Here is a 720-nt window from a genome sequence, read left to right as displayed (position 1 = left end):
GGAATCATCAACGGCTCCTATTGGTGGTATGTGCCGCCCATCCTGTGCATCTCGGTCTCTGTGCTTGGGTTTATGCTGCTGAGCTATTACGGTGAGGACCCTGCGCGGGGAAGAGGCAGAAAGGAGGAAGCCAATGCTGGAAATTGAGGGGGTTTCCATCCGCTTCGGTGACAACCCTGAGGCGGTGAGCGATACGACATTTACGGTAGGCGACGGCGACCGTCTGGCGGTGGTGGGGGAAACGGGCAGCGGAAAGAGTGTCCTGCTGTTGGCCGCACTGGGGCTGCTGCCCGCCTCAGCCCGGGTCACCGGCTCTATCCGCCTCAACGGCCGCGAGTTGTTGGGCTGCCGGGAGCGGGAGTTCAACCAGATCCGGGGAAAAGAGATCGCCTATATTCCGCAGGGAAGCGGGAATGGACTTAATCCACTCTATACCGTGGGCCACCAGCTTTGCGAGGCCATTCGAAAGCATCAGCCCTGTACCCGGAGAGAAGCGCTGGTTCAGGCGGCCGCGCTGTTGGAGTCCTTTGGGCTGGAGCATGGCGCAGCTCTGTGCCGCAGCTATCCTTTTCAGCTCTCCGGCGGTATGCGCCAGCGGGTACTGATTGCCATGGGGATAGCCGCCGGGGCGGATCTGGTTCTGGCGGATGAACCTACCAAGGGGCTGGATCGCCGGCGTATCGCCTTGGTGGAGGATGCCTTCCAACGGCTGGGGGAGCG

The 720-nt window shown here is 61.8% G+C and carries 1 protein-coding gene; it reads left to right on the top strand.

The genetic code is table 11. The annotated features are described in order from the left end of the window. Positions 1-133: 133 nt before the first annotated feature. Positions 134-720: ATP-binding cassette domain-containing protein (locus HMPREF0372_RS08675; RefSeq protein WP_007490996.1), on the top strand; the 587-nt coding region annotated here is incomplete at its 3' end.

Origin of the sequence: Flavonifractor plautii ATCC 29863 (assembly GCF_000239295.1) — a bacterium.
Lineage (GTDB): Bacteria > Bacillota > Clostridia > Oscillospirales > Oscillospiraceae > Flavonifractor > Flavonifractor plautii.
Note: the sequence above shows the minus strand (reverse complement) of the source record. Positions and strands in the feature narration are given on the sequence as shown.